Genomic DNA, 17,474 nt, shown 5'->3' with positions numbered 1-17,474 from the left:
ATGATGAACAGCGTCGCCGTCATCGGACTCGGCTACACCGGTCTCCCGCTCGCCCGGGAGGCGTGCCGCGCCGGCATGCGTGTCACAGGGATCGACGAGAACCCGTCCGTCGCCGCATCCCTGAACGCGGGCCACTCGCACGTCCCCGACGTCAACGATGCCGACCTCGCCGCCATGCTGGACGCCGGTTTCCGGGCGTCCGCCGACGAGAGCCTGTCGGCGGAGGCCTCGGTCGCCGTGATCTGCGTCCCCACACCTCTGGACGACACGGGCGGACCCGATCTCTCCCATGTGCGGCGCGCCGCCTCCGGTCTCGGGGACCGTCTGAAGCCCGGCACCCTCGTCGTCCTGGAGTCGACGTCCTTCCCGGGCACCACGGACGACGTCGTCCGTGGCATCGTGGAGCAGGCCTCCGGACTCCGTGCCGGAACGGACTTCTCCCTCGCCTTCTCACCCGAGCGCATCGACCCGGGCAACGAGACCTTCGGTGTGCGGAACACCCCGCGCGTCGTGGGTGGCTGCACCCCAAGGTGCACAGCGGTCGCCGCCGACTTCTTCCGGCACTTGTGCGACCGAGTCGTGGAGGCAGGCTCCGCACGCGAGGCCGAACTGGCGAAACTCCTGGAGAACACCTACCGCAACGTGAACATCGCCCTGGTCAACGAACTCGCCGTCGCCGCCCGGGCACTGGGAGTCGATGTGTGGGAGGCCCTCGACTGCGCGCGCACGAAACCGTTCGGTTTCCAGGAGTTCCGGCCCGGACCGGGTGTGGGTGGGCACTGCATCCCGGTCGATCCCGTCTATCTCACGCACTGGGCGCGCACCGGCGGGATCCCGCTGCGGCTGGTCGAGCTGTCGCAGGAGGTCAACGCCGGGATGCCGGCGCACGTCGTGCGGCGCGCCGAGCACCTGCTCGACGAGCGGGGAAGGGCCCTGCGCGACGCGCGGGTGCTGCTGGTCGGGGTGACCTACAAGCGCAACAGCAGGGACCTGCGGTCCACCCCGGCCGCCGCGATCGCCCGGCTGGTCCGGGAGAGCGGCGCCGACGTCACGTATCACGACCCGTTCGTCGACGCCTGGTCGCCGGGCGGCGAACCGGTGCAGCGGTCCGTCGACGCACTGGGCGCCGCCGCGGACGCGGACCTCACGATCCTGGTGCAGGACCACGACACCGTTCCGCTGGACCGGCTGCCCGAGCACGCCCGACTGCTGCTGGACACCCGGGGCCGGTTGCGCGGCACCCGCGCCCATCAACTCTGACGTCCGCCGTGGGCAGCGAGCCGCGCGCCGGCGGGGGGCACACGCCGACTCGGCATGCCCGGCCGAGGCACCTTCGTTTCCTGCCGGGCCGACCGGGTACCCGGCCGTCGCCACGCAGGCGAAGGGACGGCACATGATCGAGGCCAGAGCGCCCGAACGGGCGCACACGGTCGCGATGGCGCACGGCGCGTTCAACGTCGTGGGCGGGTTGTGGCCGTTGCTGCACCTGCGCAGCTTCGAGTGGGTGTTCGGCCCGAAGGTCGACGTCTGGCTCCAGATGACGACGGGTGGCCTGCTGGTCTCCGCCGGAGTCTCCCAGCTCGCGGCCGCGCCGTCCCCGCAGGGCCCGGCGCAGGCACGCCGCATCGGTCTCGGCACCGCGTTGACCTTGCTGGCCATCGATCTCATCTACGTCCCGAAGGGCCGGATCCGGCCCACGTACCTCCTCGACGCCGCGATGCAGACCGGTTGGATCGCCGCCTGGCTGCGCTCCGCCCCGGGCAAGAGCATCAACAGGCACGCCAGGAGTAGCACACCGCGTTCGCACCGAGGAGGCCGACGATGAGTGAGCAGACCCCGTCCCAGGCAGAGGGCGAGCGCCAGGAGGTCACAAAGACGCGTCCGGAGCCGGACGAGGCCGGTCGTCGCGACGCGCCACGGACCACCCCGTCGCAGGCTGAGGGGGACCGCGCGGACGAGGAGACCGAGAAGCCCGAGGAAGAGCCCCAGAGAAAGCCCCAGGAGGGGCGAGAGGAGTGGGAGAGCGGCTGGTCCGGCCCGTGACGGGCACCACGCGCGAGGCGGCGGGTGGCCCCGTGGTCCCTGCCCAAGCAGGGACCAGGTCGCTGATGTGCCGGTGAGACGATCAGTCGCGGCCCATGGCCGCGCGAACGGCGTCGCGGGTCCGGTCCATCAGGGCGGCGACCGGACCGAGCGCCACGTTGGCCCCGGCGGACTCCACGCCCGGGTGAGGCCGAGTGGGCGCCATGGCCTCGGCCGCCTTCACCCCCTTGGCCAGTGACGCCAGTGCACCGGCATCGGCGCTGCGCCTGATGTGGATGAACTCGTAGCGTTCCTCCGCGCGGGCATGTTCCTGGACCGCGGTGCGCAGCGCCAGCAGCTGCGGCAGGAACTTGGGGTCGTCTGTGTCCAGGCCGTCCAGGGCGCTCAGCGTCTCCTTCGCCGACCGCTCCTCCGCGAGGCGGTCCTCCACGACGTCCTCACCGCCGGCGACGCTGCGGCGGACGAACGGGTGCACCACCTCCTCCTCCGCCGTCTCATGGACGGCGAGGAGCCGCACCAGGCGGCGGAAGGCTTCCTGCCGGGCGTCGCCTTCGGCGGCCTCGACCTCGTCGAAGAGGTTGCGGATGTCCCCGTGCTGGCGCATGAGCAGGTCCACCACGTCGACGTCCGGGACGGCGTCGTCGCCGGCCTGCGGCGTGTGAAGCTCCATGACCGGTCTCCTCACTTCTCCCGCAGGGCGGGATCGGGGTGTTCCCCTTCGGTTTCGACGCGGTACTCCCGCCCGAACATCTCGTCGTGCTGCGTCATCACCCGTTCGCTGGGCGGCGCCTCACCGCCGTGGATCTGCTCCTGCAGCTTCTCGAACCGCTCGTGCGCCTCCCGGACGTATCCGGCTCCGAGCGTCGTCAGGTCGATCTGCGTGTCGAGCAGCTCCCGCAGGTACGCCTTGTTCGGCTCGAAGGTCAGGACGTCGGGCAGCCGCGGCGCCAGGACCGACTCCGGGTCACGCCCGTCGTGCCGGCGCATCAGGTCACAGGCGATGTGCAGGTGCTCCAGCTCCTGGTTCAGGTGGAGCTCCCAGATCGCCTTCACCTTGGGATCGCTCTCCTGCTCCATGAAGGAGTAGTAGAGGTAGCACTCGTTGTACTCGTGGTTGACCAGCTGCTCCCACCACGTCTCACCCGGGTCCACGAGCGACTCGTAGTGGGTGACGTGCTCCTCCTCGATGAGCCCGATCTCCTGGTAGAGCTGACGGGCGATCGGCTCCATGTAGGTGGGGCCGGTGTTCATGTAGAAGTTCATGGTCTGCTGTTCCGCCGACATGATCGTCAGCGCGTGCAGCTTCGACAAGGGGTTCGTCTCGTCCTTGGCGTACGGGTCGCGGACGTTGTCGACCGGGTGGCGGTGGTGGTACTTCGTCGGCCGGCCGGGCATGACCTCGGTCAGGCCTTGGACGATCGCGTCCGCCTTGCGGTGCTCGATCATCTCGTACAGGTTCGCGTAGCGGTACAGATGGTCGAAGTCCTCCAGTACGCCGAACTGGTACGCCTGCTTCAGGTACGGGTCCGGCTCCATCCGCGCCACCCACGCGGTCAGGTCCACGGCCACCTGCTCGTAGGCGATGGTCGTCTCCAGCACCGACGACACCCCGGGCAGCAGCCAGTTCACCGCCTTCTGCTGCTGTGCCTCGATGTAGCGCGTCTCGGCCAGCCGGCGTTTCACCTCGGGATCGACGGTGTTGCGGGCCAGCTGGTGACTGAACATGATCGCCTCGACCTCGATGCCGTTCATCGTGATGATCCGGCAGCGGGTGTAGGGGTCGCAGTGATCGGGATCGATGGGAGCCACGTTCAGCTCGCGCCAGTTCCTGATCTGGCGGTCCAGGGGGATACCGCGTTGTTCGAGGGGGTTGAAGGTCACCTGTGCCTCCGGGGCGGTCGATGGTGCATACGCAGGTCCCCCCTCAGCGGTAGATCACTCTCCGGGAGGGGGCTGAGCGCCAGCCATGCTTGACCTCGTGGGCGCCGGACCGCGGCTCCCGCGCCGGACCGGTGCCGCGGCAGTCACTCGACCAGCGGCACGGCCCGTTGCCGACGGGACTGCCCGTCGGCGGTGCGCACGAGAGGTGCGGCAGGGCGGTTCCCTGACACCCGGTCACCTACAACTCGGGGACCACTCACGGCTGTTGTCTCCTTCCTGGGGTGGAGGCGAAGTACAGCCCGGTGAGGGATCCGCAGGCCTGGCCGACCACTGAAAGATCTTTCCTGTCCGAACGTATGACAGGAAGGATCGATATCGTGCGCAGACGACGTCTCGCGCCCCTGTTGGCCGTGAGTGTCACGGCAACGCTGGCTCCCGCGCTCGTCACCTCGACGGCCACCGCGGCTCCGGCCGCCACCCCGTCGACCGCCTCCTCGACCGCATCCAAGGGCGCGCTGGACCCGTACATGAAGCAGAAGCCGCGCTGGAAGCGGTGCGACACCGACTCCCCGGCGGAGTTCCAGTGCGCCACGATCAAGGTCCCGCTGGACTACCGGGCACCCGGGGGCAAGCGGATCGAGTTAGCCATATCCCGGATCAAGAGCACCACACCCGGCAAGCGCCACGGTGTCCTGTTCTCCAACCCCGGCGGCCCAGGGGGGCAGGGGCTCTACATGCCGCTGGGGATGCGGGAGAGCCTCCCCGAGTCCGCACGGCAGAAGTACGACCTCATCGGCTTCGACCCGCGCGGCGTGGGGCGGAGCAGCCCGGTCTCCTGCGCTCTGGAGCCGGAGGAGGAGAACTGGCTGCGGCCGTACAAGGAGGAGACGTTCGACAAGGACGTCGCCTGGGCACGTGACGTCGCGAACAAGTGCGAGGAGAAGGCCGGCGACAAGCTCCCGCACATCACCACGCGCAACACCGCACGCGACATGGATCTGCTCCGGGCGGTCCTCGGCGAGAAGAAGATCTCGTACGTGGGCTACTCGTACGGCACCTACCTTGGCGCCGTCTACACGCAGCTCTTCCCGGGCCGGGCCGACCGGTTCGTGCTGGACAGCGCGGTCGATCCGGCGCGCGCCTGGCGAGGGATGATCCAGTGGTGGGCGGAGGGCGCAGAGCCCGCGTTCGACCGGTGGACCGAGTGGGCCGCCGAGCGTTCGGAGCAGTACGGCCTCGGTGACACCCCGAAAAAGGTCGACCGGACCTTCTGGGACCTGGTCGCGCAGGCCGACGAGAAGCCCATCGAGGTGGAGGGCCAGCCGATCACCGGTGATGACATCCGCAGCGGCCTGCGGGCGGCGTTCTTCAGCCCGCAGTACGCCACCGAGGCGTTCGTGGAGCTGAAGGAGGCCGCGGCCGGCCGGCCCGCCTCAGCGAAGAAGCTCGCGGCGTTCACCGGGTCCGAGGGGACTCGGACGGCAGGCGCCACGGCCGATGCCGCCGAGGTGCCGACGGACAACATGACGGCGAGCTTCTGGGCCGTGGTGTGCGGCGACAACTCGGCCGCGTGGTCCCGCGATGCCGAGAGCTACCGGCGGGACGCCATCGAGGACAAGGGCCGTTACCCGCTCTTCGGTGACTTCGCGTCCAGCATCAAGCCCTGTGCGTTCTGGGACAAGTCCGTGGAACCGGCGACCAAGGTGCACAACAGGGTCGGGTCCCTGGTCGTCCAGAACGAGTGGGACTCGCAGACCCCCCTGCCCAGCGGTCAGGCCCTGCACGCCGACCTGAAGGGCTCGAAGATGGTCACCGTCCGCGGCGGCGAGGGCCATGGCGTCTACCCGAGCGGCAACGCGTGCACGGACGGCACGGTCACCGCCTACCTGCTCACCGGCAGGCTCCCGGCCAAGGACGTGACCTGCGAGGCGACGGCCGACTCGAACGCGGAGGCACGGAAGAACCAGAAGCGGGACGTGCTCCCCGGGTCTCCTCTCCCGGAGCGTGCCCCGGACCGCTTCTGATCGCACGGCCCCTTGCAGCATGACCCCTTGACGACGGGGCGGGACCTCCTCGCGGGGTCCCGCCCCGTCCTGCGTCCCGGGCGCCGGAGCGTCCGGACACCGCTACCGTCCGATGAGCCGCTGTTCGAGGTCGCGCAGGTCCTTGCGGAGGGAGGAGCGGACCTGCCGGGCCATGAGTGGCGCGGCCAGCCGGTAGAAGCCGCCTTCGCCGCCCCGGACGCGAATGCGGGCGCGGGTGCCGCGTGCGTCCGGCTCGAAGGCGTACGTCACGTGCATGGGCATCGGTCCGGCCACGGAAATCATGTCCAGCAGGCGGGGCGGTTCGTACGCGGCCACGCGCAGCACGTAGTGGATGCGGCGGCCGAGGAAGTATGCCGTCCGGGTGATCTCGGCGTTCACGCCGAAGCCGCCTTCATCCGCCTCCCGGGTCAGCTCCGCGGTGCGGATGCCCTGGGTCCACTCGGCGTCATGGCGCCAGTCCATGGCGTACTCGGCCACCCGTTCGGGCGGGAGCGGGATCACGCGCTCCGCGGACACGTCGATCGTCATGGCGCTGCTGCCCTGTCGTCGGCCGGGCTGGATCCGGCGGTTGCCTGCTGTGTCCAGGATCCTCGATGCCCAAGGTGGGCGCACGACGAGCGTGCCGGGTCAGCCCGTGCCGTACAGCGTCGTGAGCACAGCGCACGCCCGCCGATGTCCGCGAGTCTCACGGAGCAGCGCCGGGCCAGGGGATCGTCGGACGCCATGGCACACAGTCGCCTTCCCGGCCCCATGTCTGAGTACGCGTACCCAGTCGCGTCCGCGCACCTACCGATTCGAATGGTCGGCCGCCATGAGAAGGTCCCTCCATGTCCGCCTCAACACCCCTCGGCCGGGGTCCGCTTGCCGCTGTCGCCCTGGTTCTCGTCGCCGCCCTCTGCGCATGCGGTGACCTGCACGCCTCGGACCCGACGGCCCGGGCCGCCACTCCCAGCGTGGCCGAGGGTGCCGCCTCGCCGTACGTGGAGCCCGGAGCCGGTGACGGGGCCCCGCACTACAACGAGAACAACGCGTCCCGCCGGTCGCGTGAGATGTCTCCCGCCCACGCGAAGGACGCCGAGCGGGAGGCCGGCCGCATCAGGCCGGTGCTCGAAAGGCTCTGGAGGCAGCGGAAATGGGACCCCGCGACGGTGCGGGCGGCCCTGCTCCGGCTCGGCTACGAGGAGGAGCGCGTCACCAAGGACGGCAAGCGGCTCGGCGGGACGCTCACCGTCACCGGGATGTCCCCGCGCTGGAAGGACGACGGTTACGTGACGCCCGAGGGGGCACGGGTGGCGCTGCGCGTTCATGACGACGCCTGCGTCACGGCGTTCGTGCAGAAGTCGAACTTCGAGGCCCGGGCCAACGGGCCGTACCCGGAGACCGGCTGCTTCGAGCCGCCCTTCGCCCACTGACGAGGGCGCGTGCGAAGGTCGTCTCCGCTCGGGCGAGGAGAGACGGCCTCCGGACCAGCGCCGCGTTCAGAGCACCTCGGCCCGCCCCGTGGTGTCGTCGAGGAACCCGCCCGACTGGTGCTGCCACAGCTTCGCGTACGCGCCGTCGAGCGCCAGCAGCTCCTGGTGCGTACCCTGCTCGACGATCCGTCCGCGGTCGAGGACGACGAGCTGGTCCATGGAGGCGACCGTGCTCAGCCGGTGCGCCACCACCAGCGCGGTCCGCCCGTCCATGAGCCGCCACAGCGCCTCCTGCACGAGGATTTCGCTCTCCGAGTCCAGCGCGCTGGTCGCCTCGTCGAGCAGCAGGATCGGCGCGTCGCGCAGGATCGCCCGGGCGAGGGCGACGCGCTGGCGCTGACCGCCGGACAGCTTGATGCCGCGCTCGCCCACCATGGTGTCGAAGCCGTCCGGCAGCGCGTCGGCGAACTCCGTGACATGGGCCGCCTCGGCCGCGCGGCGGACCTCGGCCTCGGTGGCGTCCGGCCGGGCGAACGCGATGTTGTCCCGCAGGGTGCGGTGGAACATCGCCGGGTCCTGCGGCACGTACGCGATCTGGCCGCGCAGGTCTGCCTGGCGCAGCCGGCTGATGTCCTGACCACCGACGAGGATGCGGCCGCCGTCGATGTCCGTCATCCGCAGCAGCAGCCGGGTGAGGGAGGTCTTGCCGCCGCCGGACCGGCCGACCAGGCCGACCCTCGCCCCGCTCGGCACGTCCAGGTCGAGACCCTCGAACAACGGCCGTCCGCCCCGGTGCGCGAAGGTCACCTTCTCGAAGCGGATGCCGGCGGACCGGGGTCGCAGCGGTTCCGGCGACGGCGGGTCGAGCACGGTGGGAGGCGTCAGGAGCAGCTCGGTGAACTGCGCGGCCTCCGTCATCGAGCTCTCCAGCCGGCGGTAGATCTGGTTGAACTCGAACATGATCCGTGTCGCGTTGCTGTAGTAGGTGAAGGCCACCACGATCGCCTCCACGCCGTTCCCGTCCCCGGCGAGCGTGAGGGCGAGCAGCAGGCCCAGCGCGTTGGTCAGCACCGACATCGGCGCGACCAGCGTGTCGATGCGGAGGTTGCCGTAGTCCCACGACCGCAGCGTGAGCCGGCGTGAGGTGGCGACCCGGGAGCGGTGCTCGGCGGCCTCGCGCTCCTCCGCGGCGAACGCCCGCACCGTGTCCATGTTCATCAGGCTGTCGGCGACGTGGCCCGACACCCGGGCGATCGCCTCCTCACGTTGGTCGACCAGCGCCTGGCGGCGCCGGACGAGGGGCACGACCAGGACCCCGGTCAGCGCGATCATCACCAGCAGACCGACCACGAGCAGGGGTTCGTAGCGCCACAGCACCACCGCCCCGAACGCCAGTGGCACGAAGCTGCCCACGATCTGGAACGTCAGCGTGTCCACGAACTGCTCGAAACGCGAGGCGAAGCTCAGGACTCGCTTGGTCAGCGAACCGGCGAAGTTGTCGTGGAAGAACGCGGCGTCCTTGGCGAACAGCTCGTCCATCCCGATCACGTACAGGTGCTCGATGCCGAGGGCGTCGAGGCGGTTGAGGCAGTGCAGGGCGACGCGCCACAGTGCCTCGGCGAACAGCAGGACCCCGGCGAAGCCGAGGACGTACGGCAGCGTCGAGTCGACGGTGACGTCCCTGTCGTCGGCGATGTCGCCGACGAGCTTGGCGACGATCAGCGGCGCGACGTAGTTGATTCCGATGTTGCCCAGCGCCATGAGCAGCATCGCGGGTGCCGTCAGCCGGCGGAGCCGGGCCAACTCCCGTCCGTAGTAACGAAGTGCGAGAAGTACCGAGCGTTTGCCCGGCTGAACCCTGCGCGTTCCAGGCGTTTCCATCCCACCCCTGTGTCGTTCTGTGGCCGCCCGCCACGCGCTGGTGCGGGCAGGGGCCATCGCCGCAACGGATGTGTGGAGATTCGGGTCGAGTCCGGAAGTGTCCCGCGACGGCGACCGCGGCGTCCAAGAGTTTTCCGGCCGGGCGGTGGTGCGCAGGGAGCGCCAAGAGGCACGGTCGGCGGACTCGGGGCGGTACGGGGCGGTGGTGCGGGGCCGGCCGGGCAGTGCCGGACGTGAGTGCACGGGGGTGTCGGTAGAGCCACCCCCGCATCGGGTGTCCAGGCCCAGGGACCGGCCGTGCCGGGGGCGGCAGCATGTGTGTCGTCGGCGACCGGCCGACGAGCGATCCGCCACCGGATTTCGGGGGACCCATGAACGAGACCTTCGCCAGGCGCCTGACGGGCCTCGCCGGCATCGCCGCCGCGGCCGCCCTGATCATCGAGGTGCCGCTGTACTTCATCTACTCCGGCCCGCCGCCGGACGCGAACGTCCTCACCAGGCTGCTGCTCGGCATCTTCGCGCTGGTGTTCCTGATCGTGTTCGTGACGGCCTTCCGTGAGCTGGTCAAACGGGTGAACCCGGCCTACGAGTGGGTGGGTTCGATGGCCTTCGCCACCGGTCTGGTCTACGGGACGGTCACCCTGGTCTCCAGCGGGCTGGAAGCCGGCGCGGTCATCGCCGCGGACCGGCCGATCGATCCGACCATCACCGTCAGCGGCACCTACATCCTCTACGGGTCGATCGGCCGGGTGCTGCTGGCGCTGTTCCTGGCCACGGTGGGCTTCGGCATCTCCCGCACGCACCTGCTGCCGCGCTGGACCGGCCGCTCCGCCTACGTCCTGGCTGGTGTCAATCTGCTCTTCGTGCCGTCCTTGTTCTTCGGCAACGACCCGGCGCACTTCTACGCGGCGAACGGCTGGGGCACCACCGCGTCGATGGGCGCGATCCTCAGCTACTGGCTGCTCGCGCTGGGCATCTCCACGTATCGCAGCGCCACCCGCCGGTTACCCGCTCAGCCCAGGTAGAGCGGGAACCTGGAGCCGGGTCTGCCCAGTTCGGCCCGCTCTGCCGCGGTCGGTGCCCGCCGCCCCGTGCCCACGAGGAGCGCGTCCCGGTCGGAGAACGACGGGGGGAACGCGCTCCCGGCGATCTGCTCCAGCATCTCGCGGGACCGGGCGAGTGCTTCCGCGGGGGGCGGCGCGGCGTCCGGGAGGTGGGCGATCAGGTCGAGATGGTGCAGCGTCCACTCCATGACGTACGTCGAGAGGTAGTCGCCCACGGTGAGAACCTCGTCGCGCGTGCCGACCCGGAGCCCCGGGTCGGCGAGCTCCGCGGCACGGCCCGCGGCGGAGCCGACGTCGTCCAGGTGGAACGTGAGCAGGTGCGGATCCTCGTACGCGGCGGCCAGCCGGACGGTCAGCGCGTCGAGCGGGTCGTCTCCGGTCGGCGGCGTGTCGGAGATCTCCCAGTAGGTCAGCGCGTCACGGGTCGGTTCCCCGTCGGCGGGGGTGGCGAGGGTGATCAGGACGTCCTGCGCGTCGATGACCAGATGGCACACCAGGTCCCGCACCAGCCAGCCGGTACAGCCGGACGGCCGGGCGAAGTCCTCGTCGGCCAACTCGGCGACCGCCGCGCGCAACGCCGTCCAGGAGCGTGAGAAGAGATCCACACCGGCAACGTAGTGCCGCGCCGCGAGGGCGGACAAGCGTTTACCCCTCCTGCTGACCGGCGTCCCCCCGCCAACTCCCGCTGCGGGCGGTGCCGGCGGGCGTGGACCGTCGGAGTGCCGCCGCCGCGGATCCGGCCGTGGCCGCCGACGGAGCGGGCAGCCGACTGCGTTCCCAGCACCCCGGCCCGGCCTGCAGCGGATCGACCGTGCTGCGCGCCATCACCGAGCGCCCGGTCGCGGCAGCAGCTCCCCCTTGCCGTCGCCGTGCGGAACACCGCGCTCCGGCCGGCCCCCTCACGCGCGACCGTCCGCACCATCCTGCGGCATGCCGACGGGACACCGCCGGTCCTGCGCTGACGGCAGCGACGGAGAGGGCGCCCCTCAGCCTCCGGGCGTGCCCGGCCGTCCGGTCGCGAGGGCGGCGAGTTCCGTAGGAGTACGCGGCCCCGGCTCCGTGCCGGTCAGCAGCCCCTGCGCGCGGAGGAGTTCCGCCGCGGCGGCTCCCCACGGCAGTCGCAGGCCCGCCTCCCGGAGGAGGTCGGTGCGGGCCAGGGCCGTGGGGGCGGGCCCGGTGCGGACCCCGGACGGGGTGAGGAGCGCCGCGTCGTCGGCCCAGCGCAGGGCGAGGTCGACGTCGTGGGTGGCCATCACCACCGTGGTGCCGGCCTCACGGAGTCCGTCGAGCGTGGTGAGGAGCCGTTCCTGGCCGTCGGGGTCGAGTCCGGCCGTCGGCTCGTCGAGGATGAGGACACGGGGCCGCATGGCGATCGCGCCCGCGATGGCCGTGCGCTTGCGCTGCCCGTAGGAGAGCAGATGGGTGGGCCGGTCGGCGAGGGCGGTGATGTCCAGGGCGGCGAGCGCCTCCGCCACCCGCGCCCGCACCTCCGTGTCGTCCAGACCGAGGTTCAGCGGCCCGAACGACACGTCCTGCTCGACGGACGCCGCGAAGAGCTGGTCGTCCGGGTCCTGCACCACCAGCTGGACGGTCGTCCGCAACCGGGTGAGGCCCTTGCGGTCGTACGTCACCGGCTGCCCGTCGACCGTCAACCGGCCCTCGTGGGGCCGCAGTCCGCCGCTGAGGAGCCGCATCAGCGTGGTCTTGCCGCTGCCGTTGCGGCCGAGCAGCGCGAGCGCGCGCCCCTCGCGGATCTCGAAGTCGAGGCCGCTGAGCACGGCCGGGCCGTCCTCGTAGGCGAAGGACGCGCCCCGCAGGGCGACGAGGGCGGGCTCGCTCATGTCAGCGGCCTTTCCAGTACGAAGGTGAGGACGGCCAGCGCCGCGAGGAGTACGCAACTGGCCGTCGTGAAGCGGACGGAGACACGGGCCTCGGGCACCAGGACGCGCAGGGTGCCGTCGTAACCGCGCCCGGCGAGACCGGCCTGGAGGCGGACCGCCCGGTCGAAGGCCCGGACGAACGCGGTGGCGCCGAGACCGCCCAGGGAACGCCAGGCGGCGGCCCGCGTGGTGTGCCCGAGCCGGGCGGCCTGCGCGTCACGGACCCGGCGCACGGAGTCCAGCAGCAGGAAGCTCATCCGGTACGTCACGAGCGCGACGTCGACGACCGGCGCCGGCACCCCGGCCCGGACCAGCCGCGGCAACAGGTCGGACATGGGCGTGGTGAACGCGAACAGCAGCACCCCCAGGGAGGCCGCCGAGGTGCGCAGCAGCAACTCCCCGGCCCGGACCGGCCCGTCACCGGCCAGGGAGACGAAGCCGCCCGGCCCGCCGACCCGCACGAGCAGCGTCAGTGCGCCGGTCACGCAGAAACCGAGCGGCACCCGGTAGGCCCGCCACAGCCGGCCCCCGGGGACGCCCGCCGGACCCAGCAGCACCACCAGGGCGGTCAGCAGCACCAGGGCCGCGCCCGGCCAGGGCGGCAGCGAGATCGCCAGCAGGGTCAGACCCAGCCCGAGCACGGCCTTGTCCACGGGATGGCGGCGGCGCCAGCGACTGCTGTGCGCCGCCGCGTCGATCGGCAGCACCCGGCTCAGGCCCCTTCGGCCGTGGACTCCTCGGCGGTGCCGGCCGCCGGGTTCTCCGAGTCCCGCTCGCGCGCCCGCTGCTCACCCTGCCGCCTGCCCCGGCGCAGGCCGAAGTAGTAGGCGAGGACACCGGCGCCGAGGGCCGCCTGGAGGGAGAACAGCGCCGACTCGATCTCACCGGACGGCGGTTCGTACAGGGGGGAGAACCAGGGCTTGTAGTCCGGCTCGATCTCGGTGATCGCCGTCTCCGCCTCACCGTCGGAGCCCGTGAACGGCTGCTCCTTGTGGTCGCCGAGGCCGAGCGCGAGCGGCAGCACGGCCAGCGCGGCCACGGCGAGCAGCAGCAGAAGGTTGATCTTCGTGTTCCTGCTCATCGGGCCACCGCCTCGGTCTCGCTGCGCGACTCCTCCTTGTCGAGGAGCACACCCAGCCGGGTCAGTTCGCCCTTGCTGGACTGCGCCAGCAGCCGCATCACGAGCACCGTCAGCAGCCCCTCGCTCACCGCGAGCGGGATCTGGGTGACGGCGAAGATGGAGCCGAACTTGCCGAGCGCGCCCAGGAACCCGCTGCCCGGGTCGGGGAACGCGAGCGCCAGCTGCACGCTGGTGACGCAGTACGTGGACAGGTCGGCGACGAACGCGGCGAAGAACACGGCGACCATCAGCGGCACGTCGTAGCGGCGCAGCAGCCGGTACACCGCGTAGCCCGCCCAGGGCCCGACGATCGCCATGGAGAAGACGTTGGCGCCGAGCGTCGTCAGACCGCCGTGCGCGAGCAGCAGCGCCTGGAAGAGCAGGGTGATGGTGCCCAGCACCGCCATGGCGGGCGGCCGGAACAGGATGGCGCCCAGGCCCGTGCCGGTGGGGTGGGAGCAGCTGCCGGTGACGGACGGCAGTTTCAGGGCGGACAGGACGAACGTGAAGGCGCCGGAGGCGCCGAGGAGCAGGGTGCTCTCGGGGTGCTCGCGCACCTCACGGGTGAGCGACCGGACTCCGTGGAGGACGAACGGCGCAGACGCGACGCCCCAGGCGACCGCGTGCGCCGGAGGCAGGAAACCCTCGGCAATGTGCATGGCTCAGCAGACCCTCTCCAGCACCTCGTGGATGGTTGACGCGCCTTGGCCGGTCTCCTGGCTCACGGGTCCCACCGCCCGTACTCCGCCTTCCCGGGTCCATGAGGACCCAGTGGCTGCCCGCTAGGGCCGGAGCCGGACTTCCCGATCACAGTGGCGAGGGCCGCACCGGCATCACACCGGATTTCCCGTTCACCAAGGCGTGGTGACAGTAATGCCGAGATAAGGGCCATGACAAGCCAGCCGAGGGGGCGCGCACGGGGGCGCGTGAGGGGGCGACCGCTCGCACACCGGCGCAGTACGGCTCAGTCGTCACCCTCGTCGTCCTCGTCCTCCCCGTTCCCCCAGGACCCGGGAGGCTGTTCCTGCTTGGGCTTGTCCGCCTTCTCCGGCGAACTGTCGCTCGTCTCCTGCGCCGGGCCCGTGGGGCCGGGCGTCGTTGCGTCGGGGGCCGGGGAACCGGGTGCCGTGGTGGAGGGGGTGACATCGGCCACTGTGCCGGCGGTCGGCGTGGTGGCGGCCGCCGGGGCGGAGGCCAGAGGGTCGGCGGAGCCGGCGGTCGGCGAGGCGGCCGGGCTGCTCGCGGACGGGGACGCGTCGGGTTCGGTGCCCTCCGTCGCGGTGTTGTCGGGCGAGAACCACAGCACGCCGGCGAGCATCGCGGCGAGGAAGACGGCCGCCGCGGCCACCACCGCGGCCGTTCTCCGGTGGTCGCCGAAACCGCTGCGGGGCGCGGCGCGACGTGCACGCCCGCCCGGGGCGGTGCGAGACCCCGTGGGCAGCCCGTAAGTGGTCGGGGAGCCGGATCCGGCTGCCGCATATGGCCCCGGCCCGGCGGACGGCATCGGGGACGCCGCCTCCGGCAGCGGCTCGGGCAGCCCCCGCCAGGCGCCGCCGGCGAACCACTCGGCGGCCTGCTGCGCCGTGGGCCGGTCCTCGGGCTGCTTGGCGAGCAGGGCGAGGAGGTAGCTCTCGAAGGCCGGCGGCAGACCGGCGACACCGAGCTCGCGGGGCGGCACGGGGGCGTTGTCGAGATGCTGGTGGAGGAGCGCGACGGCGGTGTCGGCCTGGAACGGCGGGCGGCCGCTGAGGAGCTGGTAGAGCACGCACCCCAGGGAGTACATGTCGGAGGCGGGGCCCGCGGGCCGGCCCAGGGCCCGTTCGGGTGCGAGGTAGAGGCCGGTGCCGACGATCTGGCCGGTCGCGGTGAGCGCGGCGCCCGGGTCGTCGAGGAAGCGCGCGATGCCGAAGTCGCCGATCTTCAGCGTGCCGCCCGCGTCCAGCAGGAGGTTGGCGGGCTTGATGTCGCGGTGCACGATGCCCTGCTGGTGCGCGGCGGCGAGTCCCGCGGCGGCCTGCGCGGCGAGTTGTGCCACCCGCTCGGCGGGGAGCGCGCCGGAGACGGACAGCACCCCGGCGAGGCTGTCGCCCTCGACCAGCTCCATCACCAGGTACAGCCGGTTGTCGTACTCGCCGAAGTCCAGGACCCCCACCAGATTGGGGTGGTTCAGACGCCCGGCCGTCTGGGCCTCCAGACGGAACCGGGAGGCCGCCGTGGCGTCGGTGTCCTGGGGCAGCAGCAATTTGACGGCCACCGCTCTGGCGAGCGTCTCGTCGTACGCACGCCAGACCTCTCCCATTCCGCCGCGCCCGATCTCAACGTCCAGCCGGTAGCGGCCCGCTAGCAGCACTCGTCCTCGTCCTATGCTCGTGGGAAGGTCCTCGCCGCAGGCCGTAACTCCCCGCGTCCGAGCGGGGGTTGGTGGGGGGTGCCGCAGCCGACCCAGGATACTGGCGCCGCGTGACCACCGTTCCCCGGTGCGGTGTCGCGGGACGGTACGGTCCCGGAAATCGGGGAGCGGGCGAGTGTCCCGCCGGGGTGACGGTGCGGCGCGTGTGGTTGCCGCGGCTCTCCCCGGCGCCTTCAGCCGCCGGGTCGGGCCGCCGCTGCCTCCTCCCCGTGTCTGCGCTTGCGGTCAGCGCGCCCGCCCCTTGTGCCTCCGCGTGCCGTCAGGCCGCCGCTTGCGTCCCCTGCGGCCGTTCCTCACGGCGCGGCAGCAGTGCCACCGCCAGGGCGGGTACGGCCGCGAGGACCAGCCAGGGCACGGCGGCCGGGAGGCCCGTGTCGAGCAGGGAGCCGGTGGCCGCGCTGCCGGCGAGGACGATCAGGCCCGAGACCGACGACAGCGCGCCCATGTAGAGGCCGATCCGGCCCTCCTCGGCGAGGTCGGGCACCCAGGCGCGGGCGGCGGGCACGACCAGCATCTGCCCCACGGTGAGCAGCACGACGAAACCCGCGGCCGGCAGCAGCCCGGCGGCACCCGTCCAGCCGGCGGGGCGCGCCGCCGCCACCACCGCGAAACCGGACGCGATCAGCAGCAGCCCGGCGGCCATGGAGCGGCGCAGGTCGAGCCGGTCGCCCGCCCAGCGGGTCACCGGCAGCTGCGCGCACACCACCAGCACCGAGGACAGGGCGAACAGCCAGGACAGCGGCGCCTGGGAACCCGCCGCTCGCCGCACCTCGTCCGGCAGGGCCAGATACAGCTGGTTGTAGGCGAGCAGGTACGTGCCGTACGCACAGCACAGGGCGAGGAAACGGCGGTTGCGCAGCAGCACGCGCGCCCCGCCCTTCTCCAGGGTCCGGACTCTGCCGGGGATGTGCTGCGGCATCAGCCACAGGTGCCCGGCGAGGACGAGCACGAACACCGCGGCACCCGCGAGGCACGCCGTTCGGAAGTCGACGGCCAGCAGCAGTCCGCCGAGCAGCGGTCCGGCGAAGGCCCCGACCTGGCCCGCCACGCTGAACAGGGCCAGGACACGGGTGCGCGAGCCGTGCCCGGCCTCCTCCCAGAGCACGGCCTGGCGGGCCACCTCGGACTCCACGGCGGGGGAGAACAGGGCGGCGGCGAAACCGATCACCACCACGGCGCCGATCACGGCCCAGCTCGCCTGCGCGTACCCGAGCCACGCGAACCCGGCGATCCGCAGCACGCAGCCGGCCAGCACGACCGGGCGCACTCCCCACCGGTCGACGAGCCAGCCGCCGACCACGAACAGCCCCTGCTGGCTGAAGGTGCGCAGCCCGAGCACGAACCCGACCAGCCAGCCCGCCATGCCGATGGCGGTGCCGAGGTGCTCGGCGAGGAACGGCAGCACGGCGTAGAAGCCGATGTTGAAGGCGAGTTGGGTCAGGATCAGCAGCCGCAGCAGCGGGGACAGGTCCTGCCAGAGCCGCCAGGTGCTCTCGGGCGTCCCGCCGTCGGGTGTCTCGTCGCTGGACGTACGGGCGGACCGGCGGGCCAGGACGCGGGATATGAGGCCTGTCATCGTTCTTCTGTCGGTGAGGTGGACACGGGAGTCAGGAGGGCGTCGCGGCGGTCCGGTCGCCGCCGCGGGGCGGGCATGACCCGGTCGCCGGTCGGCCTCGCCGGGCGGTCGGCCCGCCCACGCCGCCGGGGCAGTCGTACGCCACCGGCGGCCGTGACCGCG

Annotated in this window: 17 protein-coding genes and 1 riboswitch; of the genes, 6 read left to right on the top strand and 11 right to left on the bottom strand. The window is 71.9% G+C overall.

Features of this window, described 5'->3' with window-relative positions; genetic code table 11:
* The 3 genes from GTY47_RS34720 (at position 1) to GTY47_RS34710 (ending at position 2,043) form a co-directional block, all read left to right on the top strand.
* The gene (locus GTY47_RS34720; RefSeq protein ID WP_010040825.1) at positions 1 to 1,260 is read left to right on the top strand and encodes a nucleotide sugar dehydrogenase; all 1,260 of its coding nucleotides are present in this window, start codon (positions 1 to 3) and stop codon (positions 1,258 to 1,260) included.
* A 133-nt stretch (positions 1,261 to 1,393) separates the two neighbouring features.
* Entirely contained in the window at positions 1,394 to 1,825 is a 432-nt protein-coding gene (locus tag GTY47_RS34715; RefSeq protein ID WP_010040824.1) for a hypothetical protein, read from the top strand.
* Positions 1,822 to 2,043: a hypothetical protein gene (locus tag GTY47_RS34710; RefSeq protein WP_010040822.1), complete on the top strand. Its 222-nt coding sequence runs from the start codon at positions 1,822 to 1,824 to the stop codon at positions 2,041 to 2,043. Before GTY47_RS34715 ends, GTY47_RS34710 begins: the two co-directional genes overlap by 4 nt.
* 82 nt (positions 2,044 to 2,125) lie before the next feature.
* Here GTY47_RS34710 and GTY47_RS34705 read toward each other — a convergent pair whose 3' ends face one another.
* Both GTY47_RS34705 and GTY47_RS34700 read right to left on the bottom strand, forming a co-directional pair.
* Positions 2,126 to 2,713, bottom strand: coding sequence for a hemerythrin domain-containing protein (locus GTY47_RS34705; protein WP_010040820.1), 588 nt, complete (start codon positions 2,711 to 2,713; stop codon positions 2,126 to 2,128).
* 11 nt (positions 2,714 to 2,724) lie between these two features.
* Positions 2,725 to 3,924, bottom strand: coding sequence for a hypothetical protein (locus GTY47_RS34700; protein ID WP_010040819.1), 1,200 nt, complete (start codon positions 3,922 to 3,924; stop codon positions 2,725 to 2,727).
* Positions 3,925 to 4,280: 356 nt separating this feature from the next.
* On the opposite strand from GTY47_RS34700, the gene GTY47_RS34695 reads away from it, so the two are divergent.
* Positions 4,281 to 5,948, top strand: a complete 1,668-nt coding sequence (locus tag GTY47_RS34695) for an alpha/beta hydrolase (RefSeq protein WP_050810247.1) — start codon at positions 4,281 to 4,283, stop codon at positions 5,946 to 5,948.
* Positions 5,949 to 6,050: 102 nt separating this feature from the next.
* On the opposite strand, the gene GTY47_RS34690 is transcribed toward GTY47_RS34695, so the two are convergent.
* On the bottom strand, positions 6,051 to 6,497 hold the full coding sequence (locus GTY47_RS34690) for an SRPBCC family protein (protein WP_010040814.1): 447 nt from the start codon (positions 6,495 to 6,497) through the stop codon (positions 6,051 to 6,053).
* A gap of 299 nt (positions 6,498 to 6,796) precedes the next feature.
* Here GTY47_RS34690 and GTY47_RS34685 point away from each other — a divergent pair, with 299 nt between their 5' ends.
* Complete coding sequence (locus GTY47_RS34685; protein ID WP_010040812.1) at positions 6,797 to 7,381, top strand: hypothetical protein; 585 nt, start codon at positions 6,797 to 6,799, stop codon at positions 7,379 to 7,381.
* Positions 7,382 to 7,447: 66 nt separating this feature from the next.
* Here the strand turns inward: GTY47_RS34685 and GTY47_RS34680 are convergent, their stop codons facing one another.
* On the bottom strand, positions 7,448 to 9,262 hold the full coding sequence (locus tag GTY47_RS34680) for an ABC transporter ATP-binding protein (protein WP_078602846.1): 1,815 nt from the start codon (positions 9,260 to 9,262) through the stop codon (positions 7,448 to 7,450).
* Between the two features lie 371 nt (positions 9,263 to 9,633).
* Here GTY47_RS34680 and GTY47_RS34675 point away from each other — a divergent pair, with 371 nt between their 5' ends.
* Positions 9,634 to 10,287 (top strand): hypothetical protein, encoded by a 654-nt coding sequence (locus GTY47_RS34675; protein ID WP_010040808.1) that lies wholly within the window; start codon positions 9,634 to 9,636, stop codon positions 10,285 to 10,287.
* Here GTY47_RS34675 and GTY47_RS34670 read toward each other — a convergent pair.
* From GTY47_RS34670 to GTY47_RS34640, 7 genes are all read right to left on the bottom strand, one after another.
* Positions 10,275 to 10,931 carry a maleylpyruvate isomerase N-terminal domain-containing protein gene (locus GTY47_RS34670; RefSeq protein WP_010040806.1) on the bottom strand — a complete coding sequence of 219 codons (657 nt, stop codon included), beginning with the start codon at positions 10,929 to 10,931 and terminating at the stop codon, positions 10,275 to 10,277. The two genes, GTY47_RS34675 and GTY47_RS34670, sit on opposite strands and share 13 nt — an antisense overlap.
* Positions 10,932 to 11,312: 381 nt before the next feature.
* The gene (locus tag GTY47_RS34665; RefSeq protein WP_010040804.1) at positions 11,313 to 12,167 is read right to left on the bottom strand and encodes an ATP-binding cassette domain-containing protein; all 855 of its coding nucleotides are present in this window, start codon (positions 12,165 to 12,167) and stop codon (positions 11,313 to 11,315) included.
* Positions 12,164 to 12,913 (bottom strand): cobalt ECF transporter T component CbiQ, encoded by a 750-nt coding sequence (cbiQ, locus tag GTY47_RS34660; RefSeq protein WP_010040802.1) that lies wholly within the window; start codon positions 12,911 to 12,913, stop codon positions 12,164 to 12,166. Before cbiQ ends, GTY47_RS34665 begins: the two co-directional genes overlap by 4 nt.
* Positions 12,914 to 12,918: 5 nt before the next feature.
* On the bottom strand, positions 12,919 to 13,287 hold the full coding sequence (locus GTY47_RS34655; protein ID WP_010040797.1) for an energy-coupling factor ABC transporter substrate-binding protein: 369 nt from the start codon (positions 13,285 to 13,287) through the stop codon (positions 12,919 to 12,921).
* Positions 13,284 to 13,985, bottom strand: coding sequence for an energy-coupling factor ABC transporter permease (locus tag GTY47_RS34650; protein ID WP_010040795.1), 702 nt, complete (start codon positions 13,983 to 13,985; stop codon positions 13,284 to 13,286). The genes GTY47_RS34655 and GTY47_RS34650 overlap by 4 nt, the downstream gene beginning before the upstream one ends.
* 29 nt (positions 13,986 to 14,014) lie before the next feature.
* Positions 14,015 to 14,222: riboswitch (cobalamin riboswitch) on the bottom strand.
* A gap of 68 nt (positions 14,223 to 14,290) precedes the next feature.
* Positions 14,291 to 15,676 carry a serine/threonine-protein kinase gene (locus GTY47_RS34645; protein ID WP_029181239.1) on the bottom strand — a complete coding sequence of 462 codons (1,386 nt, stop codon included), beginning with the start codon at positions 15,674 to 15,676 and terminating at the stop codon, positions 14,291 to 14,293.
* Positions 15,677 to 15,995: 319 nt separating this feature from the next.
* A complete protein-coding gene (locus GTY47_RS34640) occupies positions 15,996 to 17,312 on the bottom strand; it encodes an MFS transporter (protein ID WP_010040792.1) in 1,317 nt (438 codons plus the stop codon).
* Between the last annotated feature and the right edge of the window lie 162 nt (positions 17,313 to 17,474).

The organism is Streptomyces sp. SID5464, from assembly GCF_009862985.1.
GTDB lineage: Bacteria > Actinomycetota > Actinomycetes > Streptomycetales > Streptomycetaceae > Streptomyces > Streptomyces chartreusis_D.
This window is presented reverse-complemented; position numbering and strand designations above follow the sequence as displayed.